The 550-nt window shown below is 41.1% G+C and carries 1 protein-coding gene; it reads left to right on the forward strand.

All coding sequences use genetic code 11. The annotated features are described in order from the left end of the window. Positions 1-387: 387 nt before the first annotated feature. Positions 388-550, forward strand: a 163-nt coding sequence (locus tag ABD744_RS21505; protein ID WP_344800667.1) for a DUF6160 family protein, incomplete at its 3' end; no start/stop codon positions are given.

A 550-nucleotide genomic window follows, 5' to 3' on the forward strand; every position in this document is an offset into this window, starting at 1 on the left:
GCTGGATTGGTGACTAGCTCAATCGGTAACGTACATCTAGAGAACTTGGACGTGTCTGGTACAACTTTGACTGTATACGGTCACTAATACCTAAGACTCTTCGGGTTTAAAAAAAACCGCCTTCGGGCGGTTTTTTTTGTGGGTGTTACTTTTTGAGATTGGTTGAGTGTTTTTGTTACGGTTTTTTGTCTTTTTTTGAGTGTTAGTGGGTGTGGGTGGTCTGTTTCAGGGTAACCTAAACTAAAGGTGGGTTTTGAATGTGTGGCATGAACGCGGTTTCTTTGCTTATTGTTGGGTATTCTGGAACGAATAGTTCGTTATAGTGGATCTATGAGTTAAAACGGCTCTGTTAAATAAAAATTAAAAATAATAATCAGGAGTTCTTCCATGAAAGGTTTCAAAAAGCTGGCTCTAGTAGCTGCAATCGCTGCCCCATTAACTTCCGTTCAGGCACTTGAGTCTTTGGATGATTCAGTACTGTCAGACATGACCGGTCAGTCTGGTGTGTCTATCGATCTTAAAGCACGTGTTTTGATCGACGAAGTGGTTT

The organism is Litoribacillus peritrichatus, from assembly GCF_039537985.1.
Lineage (GTDB): Bacteria > Pseudomonadota > Gammaproteobacteria > Pseudomonadales > Litoribrevibacteraceae > Litoribacillus > Litoribacillus peritrichatus.